Annotated in this window: 20 protein-coding genes; 5 read left to right on the top strand and 15 right to left on the bottom strand. The window is 64.3% G+C overall.

Translation table 11 applies throughout. From position 1 onward, the window contains the following. Positions 1 to 3: 3 nt before the first annotated feature. Positions 4 to 1,629 (bottom strand): alpha-amylase family glycosyl hydrolase, encoded by a 1,626-nt coding sequence (locus tag G404_RS0106970; RefSeq protein WP_028640443.1) that lies wholly within the window; start codon positions 1,627 to 1,629, stop codon positions 4 to 6. A gap of 138 nt (positions 1,630 to 1,767) precedes the next feature. Here G404_RS0106970 and G404_RS0106965 point away from each other — a divergent pair, with 138 nt between their 5' ends. Further along, entirely contained in the window at positions 1,768 to 3,576 is a 1,809-nt protein-coding gene (locus tag G404_RS0106965) for a DUF885 domain-containing protein (protein ID WP_028640442.1), read from the top strand. Continuing rightward, the gene (locus tag G404_RS0106960) at positions 3,548 to 4,186 is read left to right on the top strand and encodes a glutathione S-transferase (protein ID WP_028640441.1); all 639 of its coding nucleotides are present in this window, start codon (positions 3,548 to 3,550) and stop codon (positions 4,184 to 4,186) included. The genes G404_RS0106965 and G404_RS0106960 overlap by 29 nt, the downstream gene beginning before the upstream one ends. On the opposite strand, the gene G404_RS18375 is transcribed toward G404_RS0106960, so the two are convergent. Genes G404_RS18375 through G404_RS0106945 form a run of 3 tightly spaced genes read right to left on the bottom strand, consistent with a single transcriptional unit; the run spans position 4,116 to position 8,347 of the window. Continuing rightward, positions 4,116 to 5,726, bottom strand: coding sequence for a DHA2 family efflux MFS transporter permease subunit (locus G404_RS18375; protein WP_084601104.1), 1,611 nt, complete (start codon positions 5,724 to 5,726; stop codon positions 4,116 to 4,118). The genes G404_RS0106960 and G404_RS18375 overlap by 71 nt on opposite strands. A gap of 14 nt (positions 5,727 to 5,740) precedes the next feature. Then, on the bottom strand, positions 5,741 to 6,859 hold the full coding sequence (locus G404_RS0106950) for an HlyD family efflux transporter periplasmic adaptor subunit (protein WP_028640440.1): 1,119 nt from the start codon (positions 6,857 to 6,859) through the stop codon (positions 5,741 to 5,743). Between the two features lie 42 nt (positions 6,860 to 6,901). Beyond that, entirely contained in the window at positions 6,902 to 8,347 is a 1,446-nt protein-coding gene (locus G404_RS0106945; RefSeq protein ID WP_084601102.1) for an efflux transporter outer membrane subunit, read from the bottom strand. 87 nt (positions 8,348 to 8,434) lie between these two features. Between G404_RS0106945 and G404_RS18370 the strand changes: the two genes are divergently transcribed. Then, positions 8,435 to 9,097: a TetR/AcrR family transcriptional regulator gene (locus tag G404_RS18370; RefSeq protein ID WP_051280335.1), complete on the top strand. Its 663-nt coding sequence runs from the start codon at positions 8,435 to 8,437 to the stop codon at positions 9,095 to 9,097. Further along, entirely contained in the window at positions 9,097 to 9,957 is an 861-nt protein-coding gene (locus G404_RS0106935) for an oxidoreductase (protein WP_028640438.1), read from the top strand. The genes G404_RS18370 and G404_RS0106935 overlap by 1 nt, the downstream gene beginning before the upstream one ends. Positions 9,958 to 9,962: 5 nt before the next feature. Here the strand turns inward: G404_RS0106935 and G404_RS0106930 are convergent, their stop codons facing one another. The 11 genes from G404_RS0106930 to peaA form a co-directional block, all read right to left on the bottom strand. Continuing rightward, entirely contained in the window at positions 9,963 to 10,727 is a 765-nt protein-coding gene (locus tag G404_RS0106930; protein WP_028640437.1) for a hypothetical protein, read from the bottom strand. A 146-nt stretch (positions 10,728 to 10,873) separates the two neighbouring features. Next, on the bottom strand, positions 10,874 to 11,845 hold the full coding sequence (locus G404_RS0106925; RefSeq protein ID WP_084601101.1) for a helix-turn-helix transcriptional regulator: 972 nt from the start codon (positions 11,843 to 11,845) through the stop codon (positions 10,874 to 10,876). A gap of 191 nt (positions 11,846 to 12,036) precedes the next feature. Continuing rightward, positions 12,037 to 12,861, bottom strand: coding sequence for a hypothetical protein (locus G404_RS0106920; RefSeq protein WP_156906222.1), 825 nt, complete (start codon positions 12,859 to 12,861; stop codon positions 12,037 to 12,039). Positions 12,862 to 13,054: 193 nt separating this feature from the next. After that, positions 13,055 to 15,535 (bottom strand): TonB-dependent receptor, encoded by a 2,481-nt coding sequence (locus tag G404_RS0106915; RefSeq protein WP_211230742.1) that lies wholly within the window; start codon positions 15,533 to 15,535, stop codon positions 13,055 to 13,057. 219 nt (positions 15,536 to 15,754) lie between these two features. After that, positions 15,755 to 16,399: a S8 family serine peptidase gene (locus tag G404_RS0106910; RefSeq protein WP_028640433.1), complete on the bottom strand. Its 645-nt coding sequence runs from the start codon at positions 16,397 to 16,399 to the stop codon at positions 15,755 to 15,757. Next, positions 16,392 to 18,071 (bottom strand): ABC transporter ATP-binding protein, encoded by a 1,680-nt coding sequence (locus G404_RS0106905; protein ID WP_028640432.1) that lies wholly within the window; start codon positions 18,069 to 18,071, stop codon positions 16,392 to 16,394. The genes G404_RS0106910 and G404_RS0106905 overlap by 8 nt, the downstream gene beginning before the upstream one ends. Positions 18,072 to 18,091: 20 nt before the next feature. Next, on the bottom strand, positions 18,092 to 19,093 hold the full coding sequence (locus G404_RS0106900) for a hypothetical protein (RefSeq protein WP_036520695.1): 1,002 nt from the start codon (positions 19,091 to 19,093) through the stop codon (positions 18,092 to 18,094). Positions 19,094 to 19,095: 2 nt separating this feature from the next. Next, complete coding sequence (locus tag G404_RS0106895) at positions 19,096 to 20,196, bottom strand: YncE family protein (protein WP_036520692.1); 1,101 nt, start codon at positions 20,194 to 20,196, stop codon at positions 19,096 to 19,098. Between the two features lie 37 nt (positions 20,197 to 20,233). After that, entirely contained in the window at positions 20,234 to 20,566 is a 333-nt protein-coding gene (qhpC, locus tag G404_RS0106890) for a quinohemoprotein amine dehydrogenase subunit gamma (RefSeq protein WP_028640429.1), read from the bottom strand. Next, positions 20,563 to 22,020: a quinohemoprotein amine dehydrogenase maturation protein gene (peaB, locus tag G404_RS0106885; protein ID WP_028640428.1), complete on the bottom strand. Its 1,458-nt coding sequence runs from the start codon at positions 22,018 to 22,020 to the stop codon at positions 20,563 to 20,565. Before peaB ends, qhpC begins: the two co-directional genes overlap by 4 nt. Further along, positions 22,017 to 23,831 (bottom strand): quinohemoprotein amine dehydrogenase subunit alpha, encoded by a 1,815-nt coding sequence (peaA, locus tag G404_RS0106880; RefSeq protein WP_051280333.1) that lies wholly within the window; start codon positions 23,829 to 23,831, stop codon positions 22,017 to 22,019. Before peaA ends, peaB begins: the two co-directional genes overlap by 4 nt. Before the next feature lie 249 nt (positions 23,832 to 24,080). On the opposite strand from peaA, the gene G404_RS0106875 reads away from it, so the two are divergent. Further along, a complete protein-coding gene (locus G404_RS0106875) occupies positions 24,081 to 24,815 on the top strand; it encodes a TetR/AcrR family transcriptional regulator (RefSeq protein WP_245584430.1) in 735 nt (244 codons plus the stop codon). The last annotated feature ends 56 nt before the right edge of the window (positions 24,816 to 24,871 follow it).

Genomic DNA, 24,871 nt, shown 5'->3' with positions numbered 1-24,871 from the left:
GCGCTAATTGATCCGGATCACCAGCACCGTCTGCGCGGGCACCGACACGCTGGCCTGGCCATTGCCGTCAGCCGACGGCAGCACCGGGCCCGCGCCGGGATAGAGCACGCTCAACGTGGCGTTGGCGGGCAGATTGGACAACGCCACCGTGCCGGCGGCGGCGCCATAGTTCAGCACGACCAGCACGTGGTCCGACCCCAGATTGCGCTGAAAGCTCAGCGCGGCGCCCTGCACCGCGTAAAAGTCATAACTGCCCTGCGCGATCGCGGGGTGGCTGTTGCGCAGCCCCAGCATCGCCGCATAAAAACTGTAGATCGACGCACGATCGGCAATTTGCGCCTGCACGTTATAGGTGGCAACATTCGACGCCAGCGCGCGATAGGGCGTGCCGGTGGTAAAGCCGCCATTGGCGACGTTGCCGGTCCAGCTCATCGGCGAACGCAGCGCGGGATCGCCGGTCAGACCCTGTCCCCCCGCCATGCCGACTTCTTCGCCGTAATAGATGAACGGAATGCCCGGCTGCAGCAGATACGTCGCGGCCGCCAGCCGGTATTGCGCCGGATTGCCGCTGAGCTGATCATAGATCCGCTGGCCATTGCCGCTGTCATGGTTGGCCAGGAACGTGGCCATCGTTGCCGGCACCTGCGCGGGATAGGCGGCCACCGCCTGGATTGCCGCCAGATTGCCCTGCGCCGCATTCATCAGATCGGTGTTGTGGCCGAACGCAAACGCCGAGCCACAGGCCGAACCGGCCGCAAAGCCCACCGGATCGCCCGATGCCTCGCACACCATATAGCGCTGCCGGTACTGGTCCAGCAGCGCGCGATTGCTGTTGGCGATGGTATAGTTCTGCGGCTGATCGAGCCAGGCATTGGCGCCGTTCTTCACATAGTTCGACACCGCATCGTAGCGAAACCCGTCGACCCCCATGTTCAGCCAGTACCGCATGTTGGACTGGTGATAGGCAATGACCGCGCTGTTGGTCAGGTTCCAGTCGGGCATCGTGCTGGAAAATTCGCCAAGGTACCAGGCGCCGTTGTCCGAAATCCAGGGGTTGTTGCCATAGATCGACCAGCCGCTGGGCTGGGTTGCCGACCAGATATACCAATCGCGCCAGGGCGATTGCGTCCCGCTTTGCGAATTGAGGAAAAACGGGTTTTGCGATGCGCTGTGGTTCATCACATAGTCGTTGATGACGCCGATGCCCTGCGCATGGGCGGCGGTCACCAGCGCCTGAAAATCGGCCATCGTGCCGTAATCGGGCTCGGTCGCGCGGTAGTCGGCCACCGCATAGCCATGGTCATGATCCATGCTGGCGGTGACCGGCATCAGCCAGATCCCCTTGATCCCCAGCGCCTTCAGATAGGGCAGTTTCTGGATCACGCCCTGGAAATCACCGATTCCATCACCATTGCTGTCGAAATAGGACCGCACGAATATTTCCATGAAGGCACTGCTGGTCTGCCAGTTGGCGGGCAGCGGGCTGCCAGGATCGGCCATGGCCACGGTGCTGGCATCGACGGTGATCTGCGTCGGCACCGGGTTGACCACCGGCGTGCTGCCGCCCCCGCCGCCGCATCCGGTCAGCAGGGCCGTCGCCAGCGCGATCGCCGCACAGTGTGTCTTCATGAATTTGCCTCGCCCGGTTGGCGCTTGTCGTCTGCGCATGCCGCGGGTGTTGGGCCAGTGTCTGCCGGATGACAATATGACATACCTATGTCATGGACCCAACGCACCCCATCCTTCCACCCGGTCCGGAATGACACGATGAACAGCCCCACCCTTTCGCGCCGCGCGATGATCGCCGGTGTTTCCGCCAGTGCCGCACTGGCCGCGGCGCCGGCCCGCGCAGCGGCGGCTGCGGCATCACCCGCGGCACTTCTGGATGATCTGGCCTGGCAATTGCTGGCGCTGTCGCCCACGCAGGCCACCGCGCTGGGGGTGGACACCGGTGCGCATGCGGCGCTGCGTGCGGCGCTCGACGATCGTTCGCCCGCTGGTCTTGCCGCCACCCGCCGCTTTCTGGCGCAAGCGCTTGACCGGCTGGCCGCGGTGCCGCGCGACGGGCTTGATCGTGTCACGCTGACCAGCCTGGCGGTGGCGCAAAGCGCGTTTCGCACGGCACTCGACGGCATGGCGCTGCCCTATGGCGATGTCGCGATCGGCGGCTGGCGCAACACGCCGTATGCGGTCATCCAGAATGTCGGCGGATACCTCGACATTCCGCAAATGCTCGACGGCGATCAGCCGCTGCACGATGCCGCCGATGCCGATGCCTATCTGTCGCGGCTGTCGGCCACCCCGGCGCTGCTCGATGGAGAGCTGGAACGGATCCGCGCGGCGCGCGCGATGGGCCTGGTCGCGCCCGATTTCCTGCTTGACCGTACGATTGCCGCACTGGGCCAGTGCCTGGCCCATGCCGGGCGCGCCGACGGACCGTTCGTGGGCCCGTTGGCGCGCAAGCGCCTGCCGGGCGCGCATGTCGACCATGCAGTGCAGATCGCGACCGATACGATCGTGCCTGCGCTGGAACGCCAATTGGCCGAAATCCGACTGCAACGCGCCCATGCCACCGGCGATGCCGGGATGATGACCCGGCCCCACGGCGCCGAATGGTACGCCTGGGCACTGCGCGCCAGCACCACCACCCGCCGCTCGGCCGAAGACCTGCATGCGATGGGCGTGGCGCAATTGGCCGATCTGCACGCACGAATGGACACGCTGCTGACCGGGCTCGGGCTGACGCAGGGCAGCGTGGCCGAACGCGCGATGGCGCTGCAACGCCGCCCCGAGCTGGGATTTTCGAACGATGACGCGGGGCGCGCGCAGATCGTCGCCTATATGCAGGGGCGGATCGACGCGATCCGGCCCCGGCTGGACAAGGCCTTTACCCGCCTGGTGCGCGGCAACCTGGAAATCCGGCGCATGCCCGCAGCACAGGAACCCGGCGCGCCTGCGGCCTATGGCGGGCCCGGCTCGATCGACGGCACGGTGCCGGGCAAGATCTGGGTCAATCTGGGCGATCCGTCGATCCACAACAAGGTGACGATCCCCGACCTGGTGTTTCACGAAGGCATTCCCGGACACGTCTGGCAGGGCGAATATGCCCAGCAACTGCCGCTGATCCGGTCGATCCTGGCCTTTAACGCCTATTCCGAAGGCTGGGCGTTGTATGCCGAACAGCTGGCCGACGAACTGGGCATGTACGACGACGATGCGCCCGGCAAACTTGGCTATCTGATGGGTCTGTCGTGGCGCGCGGTGCGGCTGGTGGTCGATACCGGCATCCATGCCAAAGGCTGGAGCCGCGCGCGCGCGCTGCAGGAATTCACCGCCGCCACCGGCCTTCCCGCTTCGAACGCGGCAAGCGAGATCGACCGCTATTGTTCCTGGCCGGGCCAGGCCTGCGGCTACAAGGTCGGCCAGACCGAGATTGTCGATCTGCGCCACCGCGCGCAGACTGCGCTGGGTGCGAAATACGATCTGCGTGCGTTCAACCAGGTCGTGGTCGATGGCGGCAATGTACCGCTCGATGTGTTGGCCGGCAATGTTGACCGGTACATTGCGCGCGGCTGATCCGATCCTCTACAGCTTTCGCCGCTGCCCCTATGCGATGCGGGCGCGGCTGGCGCTGGCGATCAGCGCCACGCCGTACATCCTGCGCGAGGTCAAGCTGTCGGCCAAGCCCGCCGCGATGGTGGCCGCCTCGGCCAAGGGCACGGTGCCGGTCATGGTGCTGGCAGACGGCACGGTGATCGATCAAAGCCTGGATATCATGCGCTGGGCGCTGGCGCGGCACGATCCCGCGCGGTGGCTGGCGCGTGACGATCGCGATCTGATCGCACAGTGCGACGGGCCGTTCAAACAGGCGCTTGACCGGTACAAATATCCCGAGCGCCACGGCGCCGACCCGCGCGATCACCGCGAAAGCGGCGTTGCGTTCCTGCGCGCGGTCGAGGCGCAGGCGGCACCGGAGTTCGGCCTGACCGATGCGGCGATCATACCGTTTGTGCGGCAGTTTGCAGGGGTCGACCGCGGCTGGTTCGATGCCCTGCCGCTGCCGCATGTCCACGCCTGGCTCAACCGCTTTGTCGACGGACCGCTTTATGCGGCGATCATGCTGCGCCTTGCGCCATGGGCACCGGGTGACGCACCGGTGCGGATGCCGCAACCGGCTCTGCCCTGACAACAGCGGCGGGCGTCGGCGGCGTGGCGGGGGCTGCGCGCGGCTTGGGCCTGGGCGCCAGCCAGATAAAGCACGCAGCAAACGCCAGGATCCCCGCACAGCCCAGAAACACCGTGTTGGTGGCCAGCGTCGTTGCCTCGGTCGTTACCAGCCGTTCCAAAGTCATCCGGCCGACCATGCCCTGCTGCATCATTGCCGCGGTCGGATGCACGCGCCCGACCAGCTCGGCATGCGCGTACTTGGTCTCGCGATCCCACAAAGTGGCCGAGATCGAGGTGGCAAAAGCGCCCGACAGCGTGCGCATGAAATTCTGGATGCCCGCGGCCGATGCGGTTTCCTGTGGCAGCACAGATCCCAGCGCCAGCGTGGTGGTGCCGACAAAGAAGAACGGCATGCCGAACCCTTGCAGGAATTGCGGCAGCGCAATGTGGAAGAAATCCATGCCGGTGGTCCAGTCGCTGCGCAACAAGGCCATCATCGCCAGCCACGACACGCCAAAACAGATCAGGCCGCGCACATCGAACTTTGTCGTCAATTGCGCCACAATCGGCGACATCACCACCGCCAGCACGCCCATAAAGCCCATTGCCTGGCCCGCGACAGTCGCGGTGTAATCAAGATTGGTCTGCAAAAACAACGGCGTCAGCACGACCATCGCGAAAAACGCGGCATACGACATGCTTTGGGTCAGCACCCCGACGGTAAACCCGCGATGGCGGAACACCGACAGGTCGACCACCGGAAACCGGTCGGTCAGTTCCCAGATCAGGAACGCGACAAACCCGATCACCGCCACCACGCCCAGTGTGCAGATCAGATTGCTGGCAAACCAGTCTTCTTCACGGCCTTTGTCGAGCATGATCTGCAACGCACCGACCCACACCACCAGCAGCGCCAACCCGATGAAATCGATCGGTTTTTGCACGGTGGGCGTTTCATAGCGGCGGATCAGGCGAAACGCGACCGTGGCGCAAACCGCGACGATCGGAAGATTGATGAAAAAGATCCAGTGCCACGACAGATTGTCGGAAATCAGCCCGCCCAGGATCGGGCCGGCAATCGGCGCACAGACCGTGGTCATCGCCCACAGGCCCAGCGCCGCGCTGGCCTTTCTGGGGGGAAAGATCCGCAGCAGCAGCGTCTGCGACATCGGCATGATCGGCGCGCCGCACAGCCCCTGCATCACCCGAAACGCGATCAGCGCCTCAAGACTTTGCGACAGGCCGCACAGCAAGGAAAAGAACCCGAACCCGATCAGCGACAGCAGGAACACGCGCACCGCGCCAAACCGCGCCGCCAGCCAGCCGGTCAGCGGCACGCAGATCGCCTCTGCCACGGCATAGCTGGTGATCACCCAGGTGCCCTGGCTGGGCGAAACCGCCAGACTGCCCGAAATATGCGGCACCGACACATTGGCAATCGTGATGTCGAGCACCACGACAAAGTTCGACAGCGCCAGCGCAAACGCGCCAAGCGCCATCGCCGCCCCGGTCAGGGGCGGGGCGCTGGGCGGCGCAAAAACCGGTGCCGGGCCTGCCATCGCGTCGTGCTCCTTCAGTTGCCCTTGGTGTCGATGGTGGCGTCCACCGACAGACCCATGCGCAGCGGATGCCGGGCCAGTTCCTGCCGATCGAGCGCAATCCGCACCGGCAGACGCTGCACCACCTTGATCCAGTTGCCCGTGGCGTTCTGCGCCGGAATGACCGCCAGCGCCGAACCGGTGCCGCCCGAAAAGCCTGCGACACGGCCATGATAGACGACCTTGCCGCCATAGATGTCGGCGGTCAGTTCAACCGGCTGTCCGGGCTTTACGCCGCGCAGCTGGCTTTCCTTGAAATTGGCATCGACATAGGCCTGATCGACCGGGACGATCGTCATCAGCGTGGCGCCCGCGCTGACCCGCTGGCCCAGTTGCACATTGCGCTGGGTGACCACTCCGTCGACGGGCGCGCGCACCACGGTGCGTTCCAGATCGATCCGCGCCTGATCCAGCTTGGCCTTGGCCGCCAGCACATCGGGATTGGTGTCGACAGACGTGCCCGAAACCAGCGCATCATTGGCCGTGACCTGCCCGTGCGCCGCGCCGCGTGCGGCCTGCGCCTGGGCCAGGCCCGCGCGCGCCGCCGCCAGATTGCCCTGCGCTGCGGCAAAGCCGTTGCGCGCCGAGCTCAGTTCTTCGCCCGACACGCCGCCATCGGCGGCCAGCGCCTCGCGCCGGGTCAGATCGATCCGCGCGCGCGCCAGATCGGCTTCGGCAATCGACACTTGCGCGCGCATCCGGTCGATATCGGCGGCGCGTTCGCCCACCGTGGCGCCAAGCGCGCCGCCGGTGGCCAGGATCTGCTTTACATGGCGCACCGCGCTGGCATAGCCGGCCTCGGCCGAGGCCAGCGCCAGGCGCGCATCGGTCGGATCGATCACCACCAGGACATCGCCGCGATGCACGGCCTGCGTGTTGCTGACGCGCACATCGGTAACGGCCCCGCCGGTCAGCGGGGTTACCGCGGCGACTTCCGCGTTGACATAAGCGTCGTCGGTTTCGACATAGCGCGCGCCTTGGGCCCACTGGTATCCCAGCCAGCCCAGCGCAACCACGCCCAGCGCAGCGCCGAACAGCAAAAAGGCGCGCTTGCGCGTGGGGTTTTTATCGTGTGTGGCGTCAGTGTCGGCCATGGCAGTCGCGTATCCCGGCAAAAAATTGATGAAAATGAAGGTTCAGGCGCGGAAACCGCCGCCCAGTGCGCGGACCAGATCCACCCGCACCAGCAGCACCCGGCCCTGGCAATCGGCCAGCAACTGGCGATTGCGCAACAGCGCGTCTTCGGCCGACAGCACGGTCAGATAGCCCGCCAGGCCCCCGGCATAGCGCCGTTTGGCCAGGTCAAACGCCTCTTCCGAGCGGGTCACCGCCTCTTGCGCGGCGGTCAGTTCGATCGCCAGCGCCTGTTGCCCGGCTGCGGCATCGGCCACTTCGCGCACCGCCTGCACCAGCGTTTCGTCATACCGCGCCACCGCCTCGTCATACGTGCCGCGGGCGGCGCGATACTCACCCGCCAGCCGGCCACCCGAAAACAGCGGCAGGCTGATCGCGGCCTGCGCCTGACCGGCCTGTGAACCCGTCGCGGTCAGATTGGCCAGGCCCAGCGATTGCACGCCCAGAAATCCGATCAGGTTGATATCGGGAAAATAGGCTGCACGCGCCGCGCCCACGCGTGCCGCCGCCGCCTCTGCCCGCGCACGGGCGGCCGCGATATCGGCGCGACGCCCCACCAGATCAAGCGCCAGCCGTTGCGGCAGCGCGACCATGCGGAATTGCGCCGATGCGGGCGGGGTGATCGTGGCGGCACGGTCGGGCCCTGCCCCCAGCAAAGCGGCAAGCCGGTTGCGCGTCAGCATCAACGCCTGTTCGGCCGCGGCCAGACTGGCGCGCGCCACCGGCACGTCGGCTTCGGCCTGGCGTTGTTCGGCCCGCGTGCCAATCCCGTTGCGCACGCGCCGGGTGACCAGATCTGCGGTTTCCTGGCGCACGCTTACACCGCGTGCGGCCACATCGCGCAGCGCCGTCTGCCGGCCCAGATCGGCATAGGCAGCGGCCACCGACGTCGCCAGCGCCAGCCTTGCGGCGCGCGCCTCGATCATTGCCGCCACGCGTTCGGAGGTTGCCGCGCGCAGCGCCGCATGGTTGCGCCCGAACAGGTCGAGGTCAAAGCCGGCATTGGCTTGCGCTGCGCCGGTGTCATTCCAGCCATGGGGCACAAAGGCCGGCGGAATGCCCTGGTTGTAACTTTCGCGAAGCTCGCCCGCGTTGCCGCCAAGCGACGCGGTGGGCAACAGCGCGGCATGCGCGCTGCGCGCATAGCCTTCGGCCACGCGCAGCCGTGCCGACGCCTGCGCCAGATCGGGCGAACCCTTGATCGCCTCTTCGATCAGCAGCGACAATTGCGCGTCGCCATAGTCGCGCCACCAGTTTTCATCGGGCCACGCGGCCGCTTCGGCCCCGTTCAGGCTGTCGGCGGCAATCGTTTCGGCGTGGCGCAAGGCAGGTGCCGCGGCCATCGGCGGCGGCACCGAACAGGCACCAAGCAACAGGCACGCGATCACTGGCAATACCAGCGGCGCGCAGATCGCGCCGGACCGGCGACGGAAATCAAGGCTGGGCATCTGGGCTCCGGGAAAAAAACTGTACCGATCGGTCACTAAAGCGGATGTCATGCTTGACGCGACCCTGTCAAGCGCTAAGTGTACGGGATGGTCACTAGCGTCAGGCTAACCCGTTCCTGCCCCGAAGAGCGCCGCGATAGCATCATCGCGGTCGCAGCCGAAGCCTTTGCCCAAGAGGGTTATGGCGCCACCTCGATGTCGACCATCGCCGGCCGGTTGGGTGGGTCAAAGGCCACGCTTTACAAATACTTCCCGTCGAAAGACCAGCTGTTCGAGGCGGTCATGCAACAGCGCTGCGAACGCGTGCTGGCCCCGTTGCGCGATCTGCGCAGCAGCGACAGCGATGATCTGGAAACGCTGCTGGCCGGATTCGGCGCGCGGTTCCTGATCAAGATCTACGAACCCCAGGCGCTCGATGTGCATCGCCTGATCCAGAGCGAAGGCGGCCGTTTTCCCGAACTGGCCCAGGCATTCTTTCGCGCCGGGCCCGATGCGGTGCTCGACGAACTGGGCGCCACGCTGTCCCGGTTTGTCGCGCGCGGCCGGATTGCGTGCGACGATGTGATACTGGCCGCGGGACAATTTCTGGGCATGCTGCGCGGCGATCGGCACTTGCGCTTTTCCTCGGGCCTGTTGCCTGCGCCCGATCCCGACGAGATCGATCATCACGCGCGCCATGCCGCGCATATCTTCGTGCACGGCCTGGTGCCGCGCGATCCCGACACACGATCAATGATGGGAACACCCTGATGTCCGCAACCCCTGTGACCCGAACCTGCCTGCTGGGCGATCGCACCGTCCGCCGCGTCGGCTATGGCGCGATGCAACTGGCCGGGCCCGGCGTGTTCGGCCCGCCCAAGGATCATGCCACCGCGCTGGCGGTGCTGCGCGCGGCTGTCGCTGCGGGTGTGAACCATATCGACACCAGCGATTTCTATGGTCCGCACGTGACCAATCGCCTGATCCGCGAAGCACTGGCCCCCTATCCCGATGACCTGGTGCTGGTGACCAAGCTGGGCGCGCGGCGCGGCGATGATGCATCTTGGCTGCCCGCGATTACGCCCGACGAATTGACCCGGGGCGTGCACGACAATCTGCGCAATCTGGGGCTCGACCGGATCGAGGTGGTGAATTTTCGCGCGATGTTCAGCAACCACGGCCCCGCCGAAGGATCGATTGCCGCGCAAGTCGACGCCTTGGCGCAACTGCAGCAGCAGGGCCTGATCCGGCATATCGGGGTCAGCAACGTGACCCCGGCGCAGGTGGCCGAGGCACGCGCGATCTGCCCGATCGTGTGCGTGCAGAACATGTACAACATCGTGCATCGCCATGACGATGCGCTGATCGACCAGCTGGCCGCCGATGGCATCGCCTATGTGCCGTTTTTTCCGCTGGGCGGGTTCAACCCGCTGCAATCGGAACGGCTGAACTGCATCGCGCAAGACCTGGGCGCCACGCCGATGCAGGTGGCACAGGCGTGGTTGCTGCACCGCAGCCCCAATATCCTGCTGATCACCGGCACAGCATCGCTGGCGCACCTGGCGCAGAACCTGGCGGTGGCCGACATCGATCTTGATGCCGCCACCATGGCCATGCTCGATACGCTGTGATCGGCTCAGTCGAACCGGATTGATCGGATCTGCCGTTCCAGATCGAGATGGACCGGCGCGGTGCAATCGCGATCGATGGTCAGCCGGCATTCGTCGCCGGGCAGGATTTCAATCCGGAAACCCTGGCCGATGTGTTTTGACAGGTAACGGATCATCGAACGGATGCGGATATCCGACACCGGTTCATGATTGATGTCGAAATGCTGCTTGAGGTGCGAAAACCTTACGAATTTACCATAATTCCTAACCAGGTGTTCCAGCAGGATCTGGCTGCGCCGGGTGATGTTCCCGCGGCTGTACAACGCGCGCACCACATTGTCGCACAGCTGCCGGCGATCGTGCACGCGCAAGGCCGCGGTGTGGCGGGCAAACATGGTGGTAAACCGCGCAATCGCCTCTTGCGGGTCAACCCGGTTGATGTCGACGACATCATCGCAACCCGCCTTCAACAGGATTGCGCGCGTGCGCGCGGTGCTGCTGGCCATGACACAGATCGTCAATTTGCGGCGCAGCATGGCCGCATTGGCGACCAGCATCTGGCGAAGACGTTCCACGTCGTCCCCGCTGATCACCACCGCGTCGTAATCCCGATCCGCGCTGGAAAAGTAATGCGTATCTGAATCGCGGAATGCATAAAATTCCGGTGAAGCAAATACTTGCATGATCCACACGCGGCGCAGTTCGACAGACCTGTCGTGTACCTGCACGCAACGCGCCAATATCTGTTCGCGCCCGATGCGCGGTGCCGGTGCATGTTCGCGCCGGCGCATGACCGAATTCAGTGCGAAAAACTCTGTGTGATGCAATGCCCTCGTAGCCATCGTCGTGTCCTGACAAATTCCCCTTGCAGACAACGACATGGACGAATTCAAACGTTTGCGCGTTCAAAAATGCGAATTAACGTTTTAAAAAATCGTCATCGCGGCGGGTTCAGCGTTTCCGACGGCGTTTCCTTGAAATACCGCTTGTACAGCGTCGCGAACGCCGCCGATGACGAAAATCCCATGGCGTGGGCCACCTCGGTGATCGTTTTGCCGGGTTCTGCCGCCTGCAGCATCGAGCGGGCCATGCCCATGCGTTCGCGGCGCTGCCATTCCATCGGCGAAATTCCGAACTTTACGTGAAACGCCTTTTGCAATGCGCGCCGCCCCAATCCGGTAACCTGCTCCATTTCGGTCAGAGTCAGCGGCTGTTCGCGCGCAGAACGGACCATGTCGCACAGCACGTCGATCCGCGCGGTCCGGCCATCGGGTTCGCGGTGCGAAGCGGGCAGTTGATCGCCTGTAACCAGCGCAATCGCCAGCCAGCGATAACACAAGTCATCCAGCGACAGGATCGCGGCCAGCCCGGGCTGGCGCGCGGCCACATCGATCAGCCCGCAGATATGTTCAAACACGCCAAAGGCGCCGCGCACGCGATCAAGTTCCAGCGCGTGAACGCGTTCGCCGATCCAGTCGGTTGCGGGATCATCGCCCAGGATCGCGGCGCACGTGCGGTTCAGCCGTACCGGATCGACCAGCGCATTGACCAACGCGCCGGCGCTGCGTTCGACCCGGCGCGGCACCGGCGGGATCAGCATGGCCCGGTGGCCTGCATGCAATCGGAACGCGCGGGCATCGCATTCCAGCAGGATCGAACCCGACATCGGCACCTTCAACACCCAGCCGCTGGCGCGGTCGACCTGCCAGCGCGCGGGCGTGGACACATGTGCAACCACGTCCAGATCGCCGATTACCTGGTGCGCCAGTTTCATCGCGAACGGTTTGCGCCCGGGGGCACTGTCGATGGTCAGATCGGGCATCAGATTGGCCATCATGTCCGCGGCATCGCGCAGACGCGATACGGCCTGGGCGCCGGAGGCGCCGAACGGCATTCGAATGAGCGGCATCGGCCTGCCCTCGTCCCACGGATCAATCGGTCCACCGGCCAATGCAGGTGATTACAATTGTCTAACTTTAGTTAAAGCACGCACCCCGACGCATTTCAAGGCCTGCGGGGCAAATGTGTCAGAATTGTCGCAAGATTGCAAACCACGCCAAACCGGAACCCTGGCCCTGCCGCGCGCGGCCGGTCCGCGCTTCAAACATAACGGATCGCCCGGATCTGCGCCTCAAGCCCCAGGCTGAACGCCGATATCTTGGCTTGGTCCAGCACCAGCCGACATTCGCTGTCGGACACCATTTCGATCTTGAACCCGCAGCCGATCTGTTTCGACAGATATTTGGCCAGCGCCTGGATACGACTGTCGGTCATCGGGATATCGGCGATGCCCGAATTGACCTTGATGTTGTAAAATTTCAGCTTTTTGCCATAGTTTTTCATCAGCACGAAAAACAGCGCCTGGCTCTTTTGCGTCAGCTTGCGGCCGCCGAACAGGATCCTGGCCAGATTTTCCTGACATTTCAGCAGATCGCATGACCCCAGGCTGGCTTCATAGCGTGCAAACATGCCGTGCATGCGCGCGATCGCTTCCTGCGGATTGACCCGGGTGATGTCGAACACATCGTCGCAACCGCTTTTCAGCACGGTGGCGCGCGACCTGGCATTGCTGCTGGCCATGACGCAGATCTTCAGTTTGCGGCGCAGCACTATTTCATTGGCCAGAAACAGCTGGCGGATGCGTTCGGCATCGTCGCCGTGCACCAGGAACACGTCGAAATCGCGCTCTGCGCTGGAAAAATAATGCGTGTCCTGATCGCGGTACGAAAAGGTTTCAACTGCTTCGAACACGCGGCTGATCCAGTCGCGGCGTGCTTCGACGCATTTGTCGTTCAACTGCACGCTGCGCACCACCATCTGCATCGCAGAAATCCGTGGCAGGGCCTGCTGCCTGGCCCCGTCAAACCCATCTGCACGATAATGATTGAGCGCCTGTTCGCCAATCAAGCCCGATTGAAGTTTCATACGCCGCTGACCCCCGTAATGCGGAAGAACCCGGACCGGCATGGGCGCAATGTACAATGCATGCTTTCGAGAATGCGCACGCCGGATTTCGAAATTTGCGAAGATATCCTGCCGGAACTGACGGCTGCACAACGAAAAACGGGCATGATGGCGATCGCCGCCATCATGCCCGTCAAACGTCAAAAGTCCGGGATCAGAGCTTTACGCGGAACGTTGCGCCAAAGGTGCGGGGCGCGCCCAGGAACGCATCGAGCACGCCGGTGGCGTTGGTCGGCACGTTCTGGAACCCGGAGTTGAACGCCACCTGCTTGTAGTTGGTGTTGGTCAGGTTTTCCGACCACAGTTCAAGCGCCCAATGGTCGTCCCGCGGGCCAAATGCGATGCGTGCATTGGCCAGAACATAGCCGTCCTGGTACTTGCCGGGATCAAGATCGGATCCGGTGTTGTATCCCGACGAATACTTCGCGCCGATGTTGAAGCGCATCTTGTAGGTATCGCCAATCGGCTGGGTAAACGTCGTCGACAACGACGCCGACCACAACGGCGCCAGCGACAGCCGCGAATTGGCCGTGCCCAGGAAACCGGTCTGCGCCTGCAAAGTGGCCAGCTGCGCCGCGTTCAGATTGTACCGCGTGTCGGCATACGTCACCCCGCCCTGGATGCTGAGATCGTTGGTGGCAATCCAGACGAAATCGGCATCGACGCCCTTGCTGATGACCGACGGCACCGAGGTGACGACGAACACCAGACCGTTGAAGGTGTTCAGCTGGAAACCCGTGTACTTCTGATAGAACAGCGATGCGTTCAGCAGCAGCTTGCGGTTGAACAGCGTGGCCTTTTCACCCAGCTCGAACGAATTGTTGATTTCATCGCCAAACGCGGTGTTGTTGATCGGGGTGTTGACCGCCGCGCTGCCCGGTGCGCAGCCGGTGGTGCCCACGGTGCATTCCACGCGATCGAGGTTGAACCCGCCTGCCTTGTAGCCGCGCGCATACGAGGCATAGAGCAGCAGTTCGCGGTTGGCGCGGTAGACCAGTTTGGCCGTGCCCGACAAAACGTTTTCGGATTCGGACTGGGTGTTGACGTAATCGTTGTAGCCGGGGCTGAGGAACGGCAGGCACATCGTGCCGTTGACCGCGGCCAGCTGGGCTGCAGCCGCGGGGTTCACGTGGCTCAGAATGCCGAACGCCGCGTTGGCCGCGCCGCATCCTGCTCCGCCGCCGATGTTGTTGCTGTTCTGCAGCAGGGTCTTGTCGTCAAAGGTATAACGCAGACCGCCGTTGAAGCTCAGCTTGTCGGTAAAGTGGAAGGTGTTGTCGGTGAACAGCGCATATGTCGCATCGCGCTGGTGGTATTGATCGACCGAACCCGAACCCGCTGCATAACTGACCCCGCCCACATACGGGAAGGTCAGACCCGTCTGCAGGAAATTGGGATTGGGCGTGCCCGTCACAAGCGACGAGAACAGCAGGCCCAGATAAGGCGTGAACTGGCTGCCGACCAGGATGCTGGTGTTCTGTTGCAGCGTCTCTTTCGACAGGAAACCGCCGATCAGGTAATCGAGCTGGCCCGCGGTGCCGGCATAGCGCAGTTCCTGGCTGAAGGTGCGGAACTGCGTCGAGTTGCTGTTGTTGAACGGCAGATAATCGATATCGGCGGTCGAAAAATCGGCGTCGAAACCGGCGGTGTTCTTCCAGTCGCGATAGGCAGTGATCGAGGTCAATGCCCCGGGCCCGACTTTCCAGTCGATCTGCATCGAAACGCCGCTGTCGTCCACCAGCTGCCCGTCGGGACGATTGGCATAGGCCGTGCGGGCATACGGGTTGGCGGCATTGCCGTCATTGCCACCCAGTGCGCCAACCAGGCTGTTGGCAAAATTGCCTTCGCTGGCGCGCGTGATCACCGCGATGCAGCAGGCTTCATTGCGGTGCGAATGATCGGCAATAAGGCGGATTTTCAGATCGCTGGTCGGCAGGATCAGCAATTGACCGCGCACGGTGTAGAAATTGCGATTGGTATCCTGCGTCGCGGTGTTCGGCCCGGGGCCGTCGCTCACGCTGAAATAGCCGTCGCGATGACGATCGGCAAAATACAGGCTGGCCGCCACGGTATCGCCGACGATCGGCCCGGTGACCTGAACCGCGCCGCCGATGGCATCATAATTGCCCACGGTCAGATCGGCATTGACGCCCAGTTTGAACGAAGGCGCCGCGGTCAGGATGTTGATGACGCCGGCGGTGGCCGATTTGCCGAACAGCGTGCCCTGCGGACCTTTGAGAACTTCGATGCGTTCGACATCGCCAAGATCGCCGAAACCGACGCCGTTGCGCGGGCGATAGACGCCGTCGATCACCACACCCACCGATGATTCCAGACCGGCATTGTCGCCAACCGTGCCCACACCGCGAATGCGTGCCGTGGTCGATCCTTCATTGGTGGTCGACGTGACCAGCAGGCCAGGCGTCAGCACCGCCAGGTCCTTGATGTCCTTGATCCCGGTGTCCTGCAGCAGTTGGCGGCCCACCGCGGTCACCACGATCGGCACGTTCTGCAGGCTGTTGCTGCGCTTTTGCGCGGTTACGATGATTTCGTCGACATGGTGTTCGGGTGTGGGGGTCGCAGCGGGCGCCGCCGGATTGGGGGCCACGGTCTGGGCCACGGCAGCGGTCGCCACCAGCGACAGAACAACGGCAAGAGCGGACACAGACGTGCGAATATCACGCATACAAACACAAACCTCCCAAAAAATACCGATTTTTGTGGGCCTTATGGCCGACGAACTGCCGCCGCTAGTCGCGTCGTGCCGCGGCAATGTCAACCGCGCAGTTAAATCTTTGCGCACAAGGGCAGTGCTGCCGAAATGACGTTGCCGCCTGGTCCCAAAACCAGCCGTTCAAACTGCTGGAAAAGGTGTTCCGGACGCGTTGACCAAACCGCCCGCAACCCATCCGCTGACCTGCGCAGTGGCGAAACTGATGCCGTGCAGATTGCGGCGCGGATCAACGCCGGGGATCGGGCGGGGATAGCCGCAGGCGTGGTGGACGCCATCGATGACGCGCACGGTGCCGCGTGGCAGATCCCGGTCCAGGCCGACGCGGATCACGCCTGCGCATTGCCCCGGCCAGCATGGCGCGCCGTCGGGGCCTGACATGGGGGCAACGATGTGGGCTTTGGCATGCGCGACGGCGGCATCGAACAGGGCGGCGTGGGCCGGATTGGTGGTGCCCAGGCTGCAATTGATCACCGCGGCGCCATGGCCTGCCGCCCAGGTGATCGCGGTGGTCAGCGCAAGCGCGCTGGCACGCAAGGCCTCGCGGAAGACACGGACAGGCAGGATGTCGGCATGCGGTGCCAGTTCCTGGATGGCGGCGGTGACGGCGGTGCCGTGGCCCAGGCGGTCGAGCGTGGCGCCGGGCCCCGCCTCGATCGTCCCGTCGGGCATGATCATGATGCCGGGCAACAGGCGCGCGGCGTCGATATGCGGGTGCGCGGGGAACACGCCGCTGTCGATCACGGCGATGCACACGCGGTCAGCCACGCGTGGACACCGTCGCGCGGCCGTGGTCGAGCGTGATGACCATCTGCGCCAGATCGGCCAGCGCGGGCTTGTGCGTGATGATCACGATTGTCGCCCGGGGCAGCATGGTGCGCAGACCAGCGGCGACGCGCGCTTCGGTTTCGGCGTCGAGCGCGGCACTCGGTTCGTCCAGCACCAGCACCGCCGGGCGGCGCAGCAACGCGCGCGCCAGCGCCACGCGCTGCCGTTCACCAGTGGACAGCGCCAGACCGCGTTCGCCCACCGGCGTGTCCAGCCCGTGGGGCAGACGCGCGATCAGGTCGCCCAATCCCGCCGCCAGCGCCGCCGCCTGGATCGCCAGGCGATCGGCGTCCGCCACGGCAAAGGCGATATTTTCGGCCATCGTCGCGTTGAACAGAAACGGCGTCTGATCGATCAGCACGACCGCGCGGCGCAACTCGGCCAGCGACAGTTCGCGCGCATCGATCCCGCCGATGCGCACCTGGCCCGCATCGGGATCGCGAAACCGCACGATCAGATCGGCGAGAGTCGATTTGCCCGCGCCGCTCGCCCCCAGGATGGCCACCATCGCACCCGCCGGAATGGTGAAATCCACCCCCGCCAGCACCGCATCGCGATCGTGCCGGAAATGCACCCCGGCAAAACCCACATCCAGCGGCCCTGTGGGCAGCGCACGCGGCTGCGGCGGATCGGCCACGTCGGCAGGCGTATCGAACAGTTCGAAAATCCGCCCCAGCGCCACCCGTGTGCTGGCCAGCCCCGACGACAGCCCCAGCAGCGACTGCACCGGGCCGAACAGCCGCGACTGATAGGCCATGAACGCCACCAGCGTGCCGATCGTGGTTGCACCGGTCAGGATGCGCCACCCGCCATACAATGTGACCGCCGCGCTCGATGCGGCAAGCACCGCGCCGGGCAAGGCGCCGGCCATGAACGAGGTCATCTGCATCTGCAGCATCGCCGACACAAACGCGCGGTTGCGCACGGCAAAGCGCTCCGCTTCGTGCGCTTCGCCGCCCAGCGCCGTCACCACGCGCATGCCCATCACCGTATCAACCAGAAAACTGCCCAGATCAGCACCGCGTTCGCGCATCGTGCGGGTCATCGCAACCAGCCGGCGCTGCAGCCAGACAAACAGCCCGGTCGCCACCGGCACCAGCACGGTGCCAACCACAAACAGCCGCCAATCGAGCCAGGCCATCATCGCCAGCGATCCGATCAGGAACAGCACATTGCCCAGCACCGCCAAAAGCGTATCGCCCGCCGCGCGCTGCACATCGCTGACATCGCTGTTGATGCGGCTCATCAGATCGCCCAGCCGGAACCGCGCATAGAACCGGGGGCTCAGCATCTGCAGATGCGCCAGCAGCGCGACGCGAATGTCGTACAGCATCGCCGCCGACAGCGCGACATAGCGATAGGACGAGGCGATGTTCAGCACCGATCCCACCACGGTGACCAGCACGGTCAGCAGCGCAATCCGCACCAGCAGCGCAAAATCACGATGCAGCAGCGCGCCATCGATCATCAATTTGGACAAATACGGCTGAACCAGCCCGACGCCCGTCGCCAGCAGGCTGATCCCCAGCACGCCGAGCAATCGCGCGCGATAGGGCATGATCCACGGCAACAGGCGGCGATAGGTGCCCCAACTGGCCACCGGCGCGGACATCGGGGTGTGGTCAGGCGGTTTCAGGCGGCAATATCCCGGGGCACGAGGCGATCACCCGCCAGGATAAAGCGCGCTTCGCCCGCTTCGGCAAGCTGGCGCGTGCACCAGGCATGACCATCGGCCAAGGCCGCGGCCTCTTCCTGCCACCACGCGCTGTGCCCGCCGCGCGCATAGAATGGCCACGACACGGCAAGGTGCCGGCGCATCGCAGCGATCAGCATCGCGCGATAATGCGCCGACAGCGCCTGGGCATCGGCCCCCGGCCCATCGTGCCCGGTGATGCCCGCCGCCACTGCTGCCGCCAGAATGCCGCCGCGCACCGCCGTTGCCGTGCCATCACCGCAGATCGGATCGAGCGCCAGCGCCGCACTGCCCAACGTCAGGCGATCGGACGCGGCAGGGTGTTCGAGGATACGCGGCGAAGTTTCAAACCGCGCGGCGACCTGACCGATGGCGCCGACTGCCGGTGCCACCAGCCGGCTTTCGCGCAAGCCCTGGTCGGGCGGGGTGCCGACCGACAGCAACCACCCGGTATCGCCGCCGGTCGGGATCAGGAACAGCCAGCCTTCGCCCAGCGCCTCGACCAACGCGGCGGCGCGATCGGCACCCGGCGCCAGATCAACCGGCACCGCGCTGGCCTCGCGCGCGCCGAAATGCAGCATGCGCGCAGCCGGGGGTGCGTTGGTAGAAAGCAGGAAAGGGTCGTCGGCGGCAACCGGTGCCGCGGGCCAGGGCAAGGCCGCGGCCAGCGCGTCGCCTGTGATCACCAGCGCGGCATGATCAAACGCCTGCGGCGCGTCAGCCCCCCACAGCACCACACGGCGCGCAACCCGGTGGCCTTGGGCCAGCACATCGTGCCCGGCAAACACATCGGTCAGCAAACCCTGCACCTGTTCGCCCAGCATGACCACCGGCGACCGGCGTCTGCCGGCGCCATCGACCGATACGGATATTCCGCGTGCAGTCAGGCACCGCGCAGCGCTGGCAGCGGCAATGCCCCGGCCCGAGATGCGCACCGCCATGATCAGTGCAGCGCAACCATCCCGGCCATCGTCGCATCGGCGCCCAGATCCCAGGTCTTTTCGTATTTCAGGCTGGCCGCGTCATAGACTTCGATGTCGTAGCTGGCGCCATAGATGTACAGTTTCGCCCCGTCCTGCGACATGCCCAGCGTAAAGCGCGATCGGCAATGAAACTCCTGCTTGTCGACCAGATTGAGCGTGCCCAGATCGAATTTCCAGAATTCGCAGCGCTTGTTGCCGGTCGTGCCCGTGGTCGCCACGGTATAGGCGCTCTTGCCGTCGGGGGTGACCTCCAGCCCGGAGATCTGGTTGGTGATCGGCCCGATCGGGGTAAAGCTGAACTTGCGCGCGGTCAGGTCGAACCGGCCCAGCCCGAAAATCTTGTTGTGCACAAACGGATCGGACGCGGTGAACAGCGACACCAGTTCATTCGGGCTGGTCAATTGCAGCCCTTCGACTCCGCCGCCGAATGCGACGTTTTCATAGCCTGTTGCATCGGCTTTTTGCACATCGATGCGATTGACCACTTTCAGGCTGGCGGTATCGACCATCAGCACTTTGTCCTTGAACAGGTACAACGTCCGGCCATCGGGCGAGATCATCATCGGCGCGCGATAGCCCCCCGCCAGCGCATCGTCCTGGGGTTCCAGATCGGCCGTGCGTACGACCTTTTTCTGCACCAGGTCGATCACTGCAAACGCCTGTTTCGACACTTCATAATGATCGATCATTTTGTCGATACGGATCAGCGTGGTGTAGAAATAGCGCCCGGTGGGATCGGGTACCCCGCCGTTGAAACGATATTTTTCGGTGGGCGTGTTGAGCGCGAACTGCGTCAGTATCCTGTGCGTGGCGGCATCGAGCACGATCACCCCGCTGGTGGTAATCGTGGTGGCATAGATCTTCTTGTGATCATCGCTCAGCCGCAAGGACACCGGCAATCCGGTTTCCAGCCGGATCCTGTCCTTTACCGCGCCGGTCTGATCGTCAATCGTGAACAGCTTGTCCGGATACGTGCCCAGCATCAGTTGCCCGGCGTGGGCCGGAATGCCGGCGGCCAGCGCCAGCAGCGACAGCATCCGGATCGATTTACGCAAAGTCATGACAAGTCCCCCCGACAGACGGATTGGAACGGATGCATCAGGGAAACACGACGTCCAGATTGCGCCAGTCCTTGGTGGCCGCTGCGCAATTGCTGGCCCAGTCCGCGGAATAGTTGACATGGTCAGCCATCTGCACCGGCCAGAAGCACGTGACATAGCAGTCGTAGATGTCGCGTTCCGCCGGCTGGCACAGACCGGCAGTGCCGCCGCTGGCGTCGACTTCCCAGCCCGGCGAAAACGACAGCGAACAGCCCAGCGGCACATGCGGCCGGGGAGCCTGTTGCAGCGCGACCACATCCTCTTCGATCGCGGCGCCGATATCTGCCTCGATCCGGCGCGCCTTGGCATTCAGGGGTTTCAGGTGCTTCATGACAAGCCCTTTCGATCGGCAAATCGGTCCAGGAATTCGGGGTTCTTCACCGCCAGCGTACCATAAATGTCGAGCACGCGGTCGGTCCAGCCGCGGATCCAGTCGCAGTAATGCAGATTGGCATGACCGGTATCGCCATAGCGCACAAAAGCCTCGTGATGGCATCCGCCGGCGCACAGCGGGCGCGCCCAGCACGACGTGCATTCATACTTGGCCCCGACATGGCCGCGCGTCAGGAAATCGCTGCGCTTGGCCTGGTCGACCCCGCTGTCGATATGGCCCAGCACATGGTCGTCGGCATCGGTAAAACGATGGCACGGCGACAGATCGCCCGAAGGGCTTACCCCAAGCAGGCCCAGCCCCGCGCCGCATGGATGCGACTTGTTGGTGCCGACGACCAGTTCGCTCAAGGTTTCCGATACGTTGGAAAAACCGTGCATTTCGCCACGCAGCGCATATGCCAGCCATTCATCGGCCAGCGCGTTGAACCCGGCCAGAACCGCGCTCATGCCATCGCCGTTCAGCCCGAAATCATGCCCGTCGTCGGTGGTGGTCACCGGCGCAAAGCCGATCTCGTGAAACCCGATCTCGTGCTTGAGGTGGTGATAGATGCCCACGACATCGGTCACCCCGGCGCTGAGCGTGACGCGCGCGGCAATCGCACGCGTCGTGTGCCGCGCGATCAGGGCCTTGAGCCGCGGCGCGATCACCGCATAGCTGCCCTTGCCGCTTTTGTAGACGCGACGTGCGTCCTGCATTTTCTCGGGCCCGTCGATCGACACCGTGACGCCCACCGCATGTTCGGCCAGGAAATCGATGATCGGATCGGTCAGCAACGTGGCGTTTGTGGTCAGGCTGTATGTCACGCGCCGCCCGGTTTCGGCGGCGCGGGCATCGGCATAGGCCACCGCCTCTTTCAACAGGCGGAAATTCATCAGCGTTTCGCCGCCGAAAAAGGTGATGTGCACCGCGTCGCGCCCCTTGGCCGATTCCAGCAGGAAATCGACCGCCGCGCGCGCGGTTTCGGGTGTCATGTACTTGGTCTTGCCGGTCTGGGTCGAAATCTTGTCCGCCCCGAACTCATAGCAATAGGTGCACGCCAGATTGCACTGGTTGGTCACATTGAGCACCAGCGCCTGCAGCGGAAAATCATCGGGCGGTGTGTCGACCACCGGCGCACGCGCCACCACGTTTTCCGCCTCGACCAGCCGGACCATGCGCAATTCGCGCAGCAGCCCCTCGGCATCGGCCATGGTCATGCCCTGCCCGGTCAGCGCGGCAACAAGGTCATCGTGCGCGGCAACGCCGTCGCCCAGCAGGCCCAGCACCCCATCGGTTGCTTCATCGAGAGCAAAGATCGCGCCGGCCTGCGGCAGATAGACGAACTGTTCCCCGGCGGCCGAAAACCGGTGCATTTCGCCCGCGCGATAGCGATGTTCGAGCAATGTTGTCACTGTGCCACCTCCGGCTGATCCCAGCGTTTGAACGACGGGATCGAGACCACCAGATAGGATTTGGCCGTCAGCGGATCGCCATTGGCATCCTTCAGGCCCCTGGCCTTGGCCACGACCCAGACATTGCCATAGTTGTCGCGGTTGCCTGGCCGCTGGGGATTGGGGCCATCCAGATTGGGCTGAAAAAAGCCCGCCGGGGTGATCTTGCCGACATATTTGATGTCATCATCGTACCAGGTGTCGCGGAATTCTTCGAGGCTGAAGTCGGCTTCGACCACTCCGACTTTGACATCGTCTGCAGTGTGCGGCTTGCCATCGAGCCCGGCGTCATAGCCGATGGCTTCGTACTGGCTGTACCCGGCGGGATGCGCCGCGCCGCCCAGCCGCGCCAGCGCGCTGTCGGGTTCAACCGCGATATACGCAACCTTGTGCCACACCGGAAGTGCGGCAGTCAGCACCGCCGACCCCACCGTGACATCGTGCAGGCCTGCCGGCACATCGCCCTCGGCATCGACCGACACCACCAGTTCGCCGGGGCTGGCGCTGACGATCCTGGTCACCGACAGGCCATGGCCCAGATCGATGTCATGCGTGGTCAGTCCGGCCGGAAAAGCATCGCCCAGGATGCGCAACGTCTGCCCCCGGGCGCCGGCGGGAATGCCGCCGGGCGAAATTGCGCCGATCACCGGCGCGCCATCGGCCCGCGTCAGCGTGACGCCATAGCCGAATTCCTGATATTCGCCCCAGAACCAGCGGCCGGCCGCGCTTTTGCGGTCAGAGGCAAATTGCAGCACTTGGCGCACCGGCTGGTCGAGCGAATCGGGTGCGATTGCGCCGCTGGCCCCGGTCTGTGCCCGACCGCGCCACGAATAGCCGGCATAGACCACGCCCGAGCCGGTGGTGGTGATCGATGGCCCCCCGCTTAGCGATTGCAACGTGGTGCGGGTGACAAAGCTGTCTGCGGTCTTGCCCGGCAAAACCTCCATCGTGCCAAAGAAAGTGCCCTTGCCAGTCAGGTTGGCATTGACCAGCCATTTGCCGGCAACATGCGGGCTTTGCGCGCGCGCACTCCACGCCGACCATTCGGGTGTGTGCAGCGGCGCGGTCTTGCGCAGATATGCCAGCGCCACTGTGCCCGATGTCAGGGGGATCGTGCCGGGCTTGTTCACCACCGGCGTTGTCTTGCCAAACACATCACCGGGTTCGTCGACTGCCGGACGGCGATACTGCGAATCCGCCTGCGAATAGAGCGCGACGTGGAAATCCTGCAGCAGCTTCCATTCGCTCGCCGATCGCCGCCACGACAGGGGCTGGGCAAAGGCATGGCAGGCGGCGCAGGCGGTGCGCACCGATTCGCTGGGAATATTGGTTTCATCGACCGCGCGGTGTTCGACATAATACGACACCGGCCGCGCCTCGTCGGGGGCAAGGCCATGGCTGTCGGCCAGGTAGTGCACGATATGACGTGCGTCGTCGGGCGTGACGGCCGCGCCGTTCAGGCGGACCATGCGCTTTATCGCCTGGTCCCAGCCTTCGGGCGTGGTGCGCAGCCAGGAAATGCGCGACATGTTGCCCTTGGCGTCGGGTGTGTGACAGGTGCCGCATTTTTCGCGGGTCAGCGCATCGGTGACCGGGATGCCCTCTTCGCTTTCGCTTGCGGCTTGTGCGCCGGTGGCGGCACCCGACATGCCCTGGCCCGCCACCGCGCTGGCAGTAAGCAGCGTGGCACAGGCCAGCATCAGGTGGGCACCGCGCCAGGCGGGGCCGCGCGGAGCCACGCGGATTTCGGGTTCGGGATCAGGGCACGCCATGCGTCGATTGTCCCCTTGCTGAAAAAGGCATCCGGGCGACACACCGGCCGCCGGCATTCACCACGCAGGCTTGATTCGCGCTGCGTCGTCGTCAAAAAACTGAACACCTGTCCAGAGTTGGTCAAACACTTTGTTGGCCGTACGATGCGCTTTGCCTAAAAAGATTTTGCGTTCCGGCAAACGGCGCTAGCTATCGACCTGCGCCAGGGCACGATCGCCCGTGCCGGTCAGATTTTTCAAGGTTTGGGCTTGGGTTTGGAAACGCAGACAATAGACAAATCCCCGCTCCCTGCGGGCACCGCTGCGCGCACCGCGGACGAAGCCGTTCCGCCCCAGGCCGGACGGCCGGGGACCTATCTGCGCGGCACCGAAACGGTCGACGCCATTCTGAAGGCGGCGCTGCGCGTGCTGATCAACGAAGGTGCCGGGGCCTTTACCATTCGCCGCATCGCGTCGGAATGCGGGATGAAAGTCGGCAATGTCAGCTATCACTTTCCGCGCAAGGAGCTGCTGATCCAGGTTCTGCTCGACGATCTGCTCGACAGTTATGACAAGCTGCTCGAAAATCGCGTGCGCCAGCCCGACCTCAGCACCGAAGAACGGCTGCGCGTGCTGATCGTGATGTGTCTCGACGATATTGCCCGTATCCGCACCACGCGGCTGTTTACCGAACTGTGGGCGCTGGCCAACCACAACCCGTTCATCGCCGACCGGGTGCGCGCGTTTTACCGGCGCGTGCACGATTTCATCGGCGAATATGTCGCGGTGCTCAACCCCGCGCTGTCAGAGGACGAGGTGCAGATCGTGGCCTTGTACATCAGCGCGACGATGGAGGGCACGACCCCGTTTTGCGGCTTTGAAAAGCCCTGGGCCGACCGCATGCCTGCCATCACGCGAATCGCTGCCGGCCATCTGATTACGCTGGCCCGCACGATTACCTCGCACGATATTCAGGCCAGGCTGGCCGGCGGAGCCCAGGATTGAACTTACGCACTTTTTTTGCGCGACATGTGCAACAAAGTTGCGCGTGGCACGCGAAT

Origin of the sequence: Novosphingobium acidiphilum DSM 19966, assembly GCF_000429005.1 — a bacterium.
GTDB classification, from domain to species: domain Bacteria; phylum Pseudomonadota; class Alphaproteobacteria; order Sphingomonadales; family Sphingomonadaceae; genus Novosphingobium; species Novosphingobium acidiphilum.
The sequence above is the reverse complement of the archived record's forward strand: the minus strand, read 5'-3'. Positions and strand labels throughout refer to the sequence as shown.